General features: G+C 65.0%; 5 protein-coding genes. 1 reads left to right on the forward strand and 4 read right to left on the reverse strand.

Annotation, left to right across the window (positions count from 1 at the left end):
- Window positions 1–29 precede the first annotated feature (29 nt).
- Entirely contained in the window at window positions 30–476 is a 447-nt protein-coding gene (locus tag JVX90_RS14990; RefSeq protein WP_205329505.1) for an SRPBCC domain-containing protein, read from the forward strand.
- A gap of 128 nt (window positions 477–604) precedes the next feature.
- Here JVX90_RS14990 and JVX90_RS14995 read toward each other — a convergent pair whose 3' ends face one another.
- From JVX90_RS14995 to JVX90_RS15010, 4 genes are all read right to left on the reverse strand, one after another.
- Window positions 605–4,561: a DNA-directed RNA polymerase subunit beta' gene (locus tag JVX90_RS14995; RefSeq protein WP_205329506.1), complete on the reverse strand. Its 3,957-nt coding sequence runs from the start codon at window positions 4,559–4,561 to the stop codon at window positions 605–607.
- Window positions 4,562–4,621: 60 nt separating this feature from the next.
- Window positions 4,622–8,122: a DNA-directed RNA polymerase subunit beta gene (locus tag JVX90_RS15000; RefSeq protein ID WP_008377551.1), complete on the reverse strand. Its 3,501-nt coding sequence runs from the start codon at window positions 8,120–8,122 to the stop codon at window positions 4,622–4,624.
- Between the two features lie 331 nt (window positions 8,123–8,453).
- A complete protein-coding gene (locus JVX90_RS15005) occupies window positions 8,454–9,179 on the reverse strand; it encodes a hypothetical protein (protein WP_205329507.1) in 726 nt (241 codons plus the stop codon).
- Window positions 9,179–10,003: a hypothetical protein gene (locus JVX90_RS15010; RefSeq protein ID WP_205329508.1), complete on the reverse strand. Its 825-nt coding sequence runs from the start codon at window positions 10,001–10,003 to the stop codon at window positions 9,179–9,181. Before JVX90_RS15010 ends, JVX90_RS15005 begins: the two co-directional genes overlap by 1 nt.
- Between the last annotated feature and the right edge of the window lie 66 nt (window positions 10,004–10,069).

Below are 10,069 nucleotides of genomic sequence, written 5' to 3' on the forward strand. Positions count from 1 at the left end.
CGCTCTAGAACGTGTTCTAGAATGCGGTCATGCCTTTGGTCACCGACAGTTCTATCACCATCAATGCTCCCGCCGACGTGGTGTGGAAGGTTCTCACCGACTTCGACTCGTACGGTGAGTGGAATCCGTTCCAGGTGGAGTGCTCCTCGACGCTGGTTCCGGGCGATCCGATCGACATGCGGTTCGAGCTGGGTCCCGGCGGCCTGAAGCACAAGCGTGAGTACATCGTCGACGTGACGCCGGGGACGACGTTCGCGTACTCGATGAAGCCCGCGCCGATGGGCGCGGTACGCAGCCTGCGTCGACACACCGTAGTCGACCTGGGCGCCGGACGCAGCCGCTACGACTCGCACTTCGAGATCACCGGTCCGGTGTCCGGACTGGTCAAACTGATGTTCGGCAAGGAACTCGTCGAGAAGTTCGCTGCGGTCACCGCGGCGATCGGCCCGCGCGCCGAGGCTCTCGCGCAGAGCTGACGGACAGAACCAGAACGAGCCGCCGTTGCTGCTGACGCTTATCTGACCTCGCTCCTCCGCACGTCGTGCCGCGGAGACGAAAGAACCCCCGTCCGACGAATCGGGCGGGGGTTCTCTGCGAACTCAGGTCAGCGGAAGTCGCTGCCGAAGCCGTAATCGTCCAGCGGAACGGCGGCACCGCTCGGAGCACCGAAGGGGCTGTCCGGGCTGTAGTAGGTGTCGTCGTACGTCGGGAGCGCGTACGCGGCGGCACGAGCTTCCTCGGTCGGCTGAACCTGGATGTTCCGGTACCGGTCGATGCCGGTTCCGGCCGGGATCAGCTTACCGATGATCACGTTCTCCTTGAGGCCCACGAGCTTGTCGCTGCGGCTGTTGATGGCCGCATCGGTGAGCACGCGAGTGGTCTCCTGGAAGGACGCCGCCGACAGCCACGAGTCCGTCGCGAGCGACGCCTTCGTGATGCCCATGAGGACGGGACGACCCGATGCAGGCTCGCCGCCCTCGGCGACGACGCCGCGGTTGGCGGCCTCGAACTCGGCGCGCTCGGTGAGCGAACCGGGCAGGAACTCGGTTGCGCCGGAGTCGATGATCGTCACGCGACGCAGCATCTGACGGACGATCGTCTCGACGTGCTTGTCGTGGATCGACACACCCTGGCTCCGGTACACCTCCTGGACCTCGTTGACGAGGTGGATCTGCACCTGGCGGGGACCCATCACACGCAGAACCTCGTGCGGATCGGCTGCACCCTCCATGAGCTGCTGGCCGACCTCGACGTGATCGCCGTGGGCGAGCAGACGCTCGGTGCCGTCCTCGTGCTTGAAGACGCGCATGCGCTGGCGCTTCGAGATCTTGTCGTAGACGACCTCGTCGCTGCCGTCGTCGGGAACGATCGTGATCTTGTAGAAACGATCGTCGTCCTCGATGTTGACGCGGCCGGACACCTCGGCGATCGGAGCCTTGCCCTTGGGGACGCGGGCTTCGAACAGCTCGGTGACTCGCGGAAGACCACCGGTGATGTCGTCACCGACACCACCCTGGTGGAACGTACGCATCGTCAGCTGGGTACCGGGCTCACCGATCGACTGAGCCGCGATGATGCCGACGGCCTCGCCGATGTCGACGAGCTTGCCGGTGGCCATCGAGCGGCCGTAGCAGTGAGCACACACTCCGGTGCCGGTGGCACAGGTCAGGACCGAACGGACCTTCACCTCGGTGACGCCTGCGGCGAGGAGCGCCTCGATCGCCGGGTCGCCCAGGTCGTGACCCTTCTTGATCACAACGTTGCCCGCAGCGTCCAGCGCGTCGACCGCGAGCGTACGAGCGTACGCCGAGGTCTCGACGTGGGCGTCGCGGATGATCGCGCCGTCGGCCGACTTCTCGGCCAGCGGGACCAGGATGCCGCGCTCGGTGCCGCAGTCGGTCTCGCGGACGATGACGTCCTGCGACACGTCGACGAGACGACGAGTCAGGTAGCCCGAGTCTGCGGTACGCAGAGCCGTGTCGGCCAGACCCTTACGAGCACCGTGTGTGTTGATGAAGTACTCGGCGACGGTCAGGCCCTCACGGAACGACGACTTGATCGGACGCGGGATGAACTCACCCTTCGGGTTCGTCACCAGGCCCTTCATGCCCGAGAGGTTACGCACCTGGGTCATGTTGCCCGTTGCGCCCGACTTCGGGATCATCGTGATCGGGTTGTCCTCGGGGTAGTAGTCCTCGAGTGCCTTACCGACCTCTTCAGTCGCCTGCTTCCAGATCTCGACCAGCGCGTCACGACGCTCGTCGGAGGTCAGACCACCGCGCTGGAACTTGCGCTCCAGGCCGTCGGCACGCTCCTCGTAACGCTCGAGGATCTCTGCCTTGGCCGGCGGCACGAGGACGTCCGACATAGACACCGTGACACCCGAACGGGTCGCCCAGTAGAAGCCGACGTCCTTCATCTTGTCGACAGTCTGCGCGACGACGATCATCGGGTAGCGCTCGGCGAGATCGTTGATGATCACGGCCTGACGCTTCTTCGGCATCTGCTCGTCGATGAACGGGTAGTCGTGCGGGAGCAGTTCGTTGAACAGCACGCGCCCCAGGGTGGTGGTGGTCTCCCACGCACTTCCGCGGCGCCAGCCCTCGGGGAACAGCTCCGCCTCGACGTCCGCGGACGGACGCTGATCGGTGAGACGGATCTTGATCGTCGCCTGGATGCTCAGCGCACCGCGGTCGACGGCCATGATCGCCTCGGCGGGGCTGGAGTACACACCGCGCTCGACGTCGTCCGCCGAACCCTCGGTGTACTCCCCGACCAGACCCGGCTTCTGGGTGGTCAGGTAGTACAGACCGGTCACCATGTCCAGACGCGGCATGGCGAGCGGACGGCCCGACGCAGGCGACAGGATGTTGTTCGACGACAGCATCAGGATGCGTGCCTCGGCCTGCGCCTCCGCGGACAGCGGGAGGTGCACAGCCATCTGGTCACCGTCGAAGTCGGCGTTGAACGCTTCACAGACGAGCGGGTGCAGCTGGATGGCCTTGCCCTCCACGAGCTGCGGCTCGAACGCCTGGATGCCCAGACGGTGCAGCGTGGGAGCACGGTTCAGCAGCACGGGGTGCTCGGCGATGACCTCTTCGAGAACGTCCCACACGGCGGGGCGCTGACGCTCCACCATGCGCTTGGCCGACTTGATGTTCTGCGCCTGGTTCAGGTCGACGAGTCGCTTCATCACGAACGGCTTGAACAGCTCGAGAGCCATCAGCTTCGGAAGGCCGCACTGGTGCAGCTTGAGCTGCGGACCGACGACGATGACCGAACGGCCCGAGTAGTCGACACGCTTGCCGAGGAGGTTCTGACGGAAACGACCCTGCTTGCCCTTGAGCAGATCGCTCAGGGACTTCAGCGGGCGGTTGCCCGGTCCGGTGACCGGACGGCCGCGGCGACCGTTGTCGAACAGTGCGTCGACCGACTCCTGCAGCATGCGCTTCTCGTTGTTCACGATGATCTCGGGTGCACCGAGATCGATGAGGCGCTTGAGGCGGTTGTTGCGGTTGATGACGCGGCGGTACAGGTCGTTCAGGTCGGACGTGGCGAAACGGCCACCGTCGAGCTGGACCATCGGACGCAGCTCCGGCGGGATCACCGGAACGGCCTCGAGGACCATCGCCTGCGGCGAGTTGCCCGAACGCTGGAACGCGGCGACGACCTTCAGTCGCTTGAGCGCGCGCAGCTTCTTCTGGCCCTTGCCCGAACGAATCGTCTCGCGCAGCGACTCGGCCTCTGCATCGATGTCGAACGTCTCGAGCAGCTTCTTGATCGCCTCGGCGCCCATCGAGCCGGCGAAGTACTCGCCGAAGCGGTCCTCGAGCTCGCGGTACAGACGCTCGTCGACGATGAGCTCGCCGGGCGACAGCTTGACGAACTTGTCCCAGATCTCGTCGAGCGCCTCGACCTCGCGGTTCGCGTGGTCGCGCATGCGCTTGAGCTCACGCTCGCCCGCATCGCGCACCTTGCGCTTGGCGTCGGCCTTGGCGCCTTCGGCCTCCAGCTCGGCCAGGTCGGCTTCGAGCTTGCTCTGGCGCTCGGCCAGTGCCACCTCGAGGTCGTCCATGATGGCCTTGCGCTCGACGCCGATCTCGGCCTCGCGGGTCGACAGCTCTGCGTGACGCAGTTCGTCGTCCACCGAGGTGATGACGTACGCGGCGAAGTAGATGATCTTCTCGAGATCCTTCGGCGCGAGGTCGAGCAGGTAGCCCAAACGGCTCGGCACACCCTTGAAGTACCAGATGTGCGTGACCGGGGCGGCCAGCTCGATGTGGCCCATGCGCTCACGGCGCACCTTGGCCTTTGTCACCTCGACGCCGCAGCGTTCACAGATGATGCCCTTGAAGCGGACGCGCTTGTACTTGCCGCAGTAGCACTCCCAGTCCCGGGTGGGGCCGAAGATCTTCTCGCAGAAGAGTCCGTCCTTCTCGGGCTTCAGGGTGCGGTAGTTGATGGTCTCCGGCTTCTTGACCTCACCGTACGACCAGTTGTGGATGTCGTCGGCCGTGGCCAGACCGATCTTCAGTTCGTCGAAAAAGTTGACGTCGAGCACGTGTTACCTTTCAGAGCTCTCTGGGTTCACCGGGGTGAACCCCGTCGTAAGTGGTGAGGGTCAGTTGGCGAGATCGTCGACAGTGGCGTTCTCGTTGCGCGACAGGTTGATGCCGAGGTTGGCAGCAGCGCGCTCGAGATCCTCGTCGTCCGAGTCGGCCATCTCGATGGCGGCGCCGTCCGACGACAGCACCTCCACGTTCAGGCACAGCGACTGGAGCTCCTTCAGGAGCACCTTGAACGACTCGGGGATGCCCGGCTCCGGGATGTTCTCGCCCTTGACGATCGCCTCGTAGACCTTCACGCGGCCGACGACGTCGTCCGACTTGATGGTCAGAAGTTCCTGCAGGGTGTAGGCGGCGCCGTACGCCTGCATCGCCCAGCACTCCATCTCACCGAAGCGCTGTCCACCGAACTGCGCCTTACCACCGAGCGGCTGCTGCGTGATCATCGAGTACGGACCGGTCGAACGAGCGTGGATCTTGTCGTCGACCAGGTGGTGCAGCTTGATGATGTACATGTAGCCGACCGACACGGGGTACGGGAACGGCTCGCCGGAACGACCGTCGAACAGCGTCGCCTTGCCGTCCGGGCCCACCATGACGTCGCCGTCGCGGTTCGGGAGCGTCGAGCCGAGCAGACCCGCCAGCTCATCGTCCTTGGCGCCGTCGAACACCGGGGTCGCGGTGTTCGTGTTCGGCTCGGCCGAGAGCATGTCGGCGGGCAGGCGCTTGGCCCACTCCTCCTCCAGCTGTGCCGTGTCGATGTTCCAGCCCGCCTTGGCGACCCACCCGAGGTGCGTCTCCAGGATCTGGCCGATGTTCATACGACGCGGAACACCGTGGGTGTTCAGGATGATGTCGACAGGCGTGCCGTCGGGGAGGAACGGCATGTCCTCCTGCGGGAGGATCTTGCCGATGACGCCCTTGTTGCCGTGGCGACCTGCGAGCTTGTCGCCGTCCTGGATCTTGCGCTTCTGCGCGACGTAGACGCGGACGAGCTCGTTGACACCGGGTGCCAGATCGTCGTCGTCGTCGCGGCTGAAGACGCGGACGCCGATGACCTTGCCGGTCTCACCGTGAGGCACCTTGAGGGACGTGTCGCGGACCTCGCGAGCCTTCTCACCGAAGATCGCGCGGAGCAGACGCTCCTCGGGCGTCAGCTCGGTCTCGCCCTTCGGGGTGACCTTGCCGACCAGCACGTCGCCGTCGCGGACCTCGGCGCCGATGCGCACGATGCCACGCTCGTCGAGGTCCGCGAGGACCTCGTCGGAGACGTTCGGGATGTCACGAGTGATCTCCTCGGCCCCGAGCTTGGTGTCGCGGGCGTCGATCTCGTGCTCCTCGATGTGGATCGAGGTGAGCGTGTCCTCTTCCACGAGGCGCTGCGACAGAATGATCGCGTCCTCGTAGTTGTGGCCCTCCCACGGCATGATCGCCACGAGCAGGTTCTTGCCGAGCGCCATCTCACCCTGATCGGTGCAGGGACCGTCGGCGAGGACCTGACCGGCCTCGACACGCTGGCCCTCGTCCACGATCGGGACCTGGTTGGCGCAGGTGCCGTGGTTCGAGCGCTCGAACTTGCGCAGACGGAAGCTGTCACGCGTGCCGTCGTCGGCCATCACTGTGATGAAGTCGGCCGAGACCTCCTCCACCACACCGGTCTTGCCGGTGACGATGACGTCGCCCGCGTCGACGGCGGCACGGAGCTCCATGCCGGTGCCGACCAGCGGCGACTCGCTGCGAACCAGCGGCACCGCCTGACGCTGCATGTTGGCGCCCATCAGGGCACGGTTGGCGTCGTCGTGCTCGAGGAACGGAATCATCGCGGTTGCGACGGAGACCATCTGGCGAGGCGACACGTCGAGCAGCTCGACCGAGCCTGCCGGCACGAACTCGACCTCGGCGCCCTTGAGACGGACGAGGACACGCTCGTCGGTGATGCGGCCGTCGGCGTCGTAGTTCGTGTTCGCCTGACCGATCAGGTAACGATCCTCTTCGTCAGCGGTCATGTAGGCGATCTCGTCGGTGACGACACCGTCGACGACCTTGCGGTACGGCGTCTCGATGAACCCGAACGGGTTCACGCGGGCGTACACCGACAGCGAACCGATCAGGCCGATGTTCGGGCCTTCCGGGGTCTCGATCGGGCACATGCGGCCGTAGTGCGACGGGTGGACGTCTCGGACCTCGAGGCCTGCGCGCTCACGCGACAGACCGCCGGGACCCAGTGCCGACAGGCGACGCTTGTGCGTCAGACCCGACAGCGGGTTGTTCTGGTCCATGAACTGCGACAGCTGGCTGGTTCCGAAGAACTCCTTGATCGCCGCCACGACGGGACGGATGTTGATCAGGGTCTGCGGAGTGATCGCCTCGGCGTCCTGGGTAGTCATGCGCTCACGCACAACACGCTCCATACGCGACAGGCCCACGCGGATCTGGTTCTGGATCAGCTCGCCGACCGTGCGGAGACGACGGTTGCCGAAGTGGTCGATGTCGTCGACCTCGACGGGAACCTCGACGCCGCCGGGGACGGTCATGTTCGAGATGTGGTTCGGATCAGCCTCGTGCAGGCGCACGAGGTACTCGACCGTCGCGATGATGTCTTCGCGGGTCAGGACCGACTCGCCGAACATCGGATTCGCGGTGAGGCCGAGCTTCTTGTTGATCTTGTAGCGACCGACGCGTGCGAGGTCGTAACGCTTCTCGCGGAAGAACAGGTTCTCCAGCAGACTCTCGGCGGACTCCTTGGTCGGCGGCTCGCCCGGGCGAAGCTTGCGGTACACCTCGAGGAGCGCCTCGTCCTGGTTGGACGTGGAGTCCTTCTCGAGCGTCGACATGAGGATCTCGGAGAAGCCGAAGCGCTCGGTGATCTCTTCACGCGTCATGCCGAGTGCCTGCAGCAGCACGGTGACCGGCTGGCGGCGCTTGCGGTCGATGCGGACACCGACGGTGTCGCGCTTGTCGACGTCGAACTCGAGCCATGCACCACGGCCCGGGATCACCTTCACGGAGTGGAGGGTCTTCTCGGTGGCCTTGTCGATGCTGGCGTCGAAGTACACGCCGGGGCTGCGGACCAGCTGGCTGACAACGACACGCTCGGTGCCGTTGATGACGAAGCTGCCCTTGTCGGTCATGATCGGGAAGTCGCCCATGAAGACGGTCTGCGACTTGATCTCGCCCGTGTTGTTGTTGATGAACTCGGCGGTGACGAAGAGCGGCGCCGCGTAGGTCATGTCCTTGTCTTTGCACTCGTCGACCGAGGCCTTGACCTCGTCGAAGTGCGGATCAGAGAAGGACAGCGACATCGAGGACGAGAAGTCCTCGATGGGTGAGAGTTCGCGGAGGACCTCCTCGAGTCCGCCGACCGGGTTCTCTTCCCCGCGGGCGATCGCCTTCGCGCGCCACTCGGGCGTTCCGACGAGCCAATCGAACGAGTCGAGCTGGACGTCCAGCAGACCCGGAACCTCCAGAGGCTCGTCGATCTTGGCGAATGAGGCGCGGTGCGGCGCGCCCGGGATGATACCCGCTGTGGTTGAGGTGGACTGGCGGTCGAGAGCCAAGATGCGTCCTTCCAACACGAAGTTTCTCGGTGCGTGGCGTAGTAGCCATTGGCCGTGGGGCCACGTGCGTGGCGAAACAACCTGAAGAAAGAACGTGTAATCAGGACGATCACCATGGTGATCGGCGGATCAACGAACAGCAGACAGGAGGCAGCCAGCGCAACGTCCAACTGTATCAGAAGATGTCCAGGGCTTGTCAACCCGGAAGGGAACCGAATTCCAGCGGGCTGCCACCTGCGTGCATTCGGTTGGTCACAGAGTGGACCCCGGAGGGCCCCTCCGTCAAGCGAACGCGCGGAAACAGATCAAAATGCCACCCTGAACTCACCTTCTACGGGTCCAGGAAGTCTGCAGCCTTCCAGCGGTCGCCGTCTCGCTCCATGACGATCCTCACCTGCGGGAACTGCGAATCGGTGATCGCACCGTTCTGGTTCGTGCTGACGACCAGGTTCGCGATGGCGGTTGCGCTGTCTCGCGACATCTCCGACAGTCCGACGGCGTCGACCCTGCAATCCGACGACGACTTGGTCTGCGTGATGAGTTCTCGCGAGGTCTTCAAGTTCGTCTGAAACAGTTCGAGCGATGACCCCGTCAAGTAGTCGCCGACCCTTCCCAGCCACTTGTCCAGGGTCCGGTAGTCGTACTGGAACGGAACGCACGCGGCATCGCGCGTGCCCGCGAGCACCTGCTCGGTCTTGCCCTGATCGACGAACGCCTTGTTGTCTGAGACGTCTGCGCCCGGGTGGAGCGCGAACAGGACCGCAACGGCGGCGACGACGGCAGCGGCTCCCGCGAGCACAGCCGCCAGGCGGTAGGTCGATCTCGTCCCACGCACCGAGGGTTCGACGTCGGCGACAGCACGCTCGGCTTGCGCCTCCGCACGGGCGTCCTCCACACGTTTGCGCTTGCGTTCGACTCCTGAGACGCCGACCGATGCGTTCGTAGGACCGGTGGCGGCGGCGCGCTTCGCGACGCCGACTTCGGAGACTTCGACCTTCGACGTGGCGCGTCCGGCGACCTTCGGTGTACGGCGGGGCTTGTTACCTCCGGCGGCCATCAGTTGCCCCCTTCGTTCAGGGTCGGTTGCGCCGAGTTCTGGTCGTAGGCGATGCCCGTGAGCGGGACGATCTTCGACGCCTTCCACGTACCGTCGGATTTCACCATCGTGATGAGATTCGACTGCGGCTGCGGGCGGTCCGGGGCCATCGACGACGTCGCCTGGGCGAACACCAACACGGTGGCGGTCTCCTCGTCGGCGTTCACCTCGGTCGCGGCACTTCGGATCACCTTCGCCTTGATGGTCAGATTCTTCTCCTTGGCGGCTTCGATCTGCTTGACGGCGCCATCGGACTCGGAGATCGCCTGCTTAAGCGCATCGCCGGTCAACGAGGACTTCATCCGCTCCTGCCACGCCTTCGGCGACGAGGAGTCGATCGACATGATGTTCAGCATCGCCTGCTCCGCCCCGTCGACCGCGGCGTTGCGCACTTCTTCACGGGCCGAGTCGACGGTGTAGGCACGGATGCCCGTGTAGCCGAAGTAGCCGAGACACACCACCGCTGCGACCAACGCCGCGGCAGCTCCCGCAAGTGCAAGAGAAGCGAGCCAGTGCCTGCTCTCCTCGTCGGGTGCGCTGCCAGCCGGCACGACTGTGTCCTGTTCAGCTGCTGCGCTCGACTCGTCGGTCGACTCGTCCGTGCTGTCAGCGGGATCCGCGTCGACAGAGGCCTCGTCTGCGCCGTCTTTGTCCAGCGATACATCAGCGGCGGCTGCTGCGTCGGCAGACTCGGGATCAGTTGCACCCGGCTTGGTCAGACTCACCGTGTCGTCGACGGCGGCGTCCTCTGCGGGATCGATCCCGTTGTTCTCGTCAGATTTCATCGTGCGCCACTGTACCTTCCCTCAGCAACAAGAACGGCCCGCCGATGGTCTGGTGACCTCCGACGA

Source organism: Gordonia sp. PDNC005 (genome assembly GCF_016919385.1).
GTDB lineage: Bacteria > Actinomycetota > Actinomycetes > Mycobacteriales > Mycobacteriaceae > Gordonia.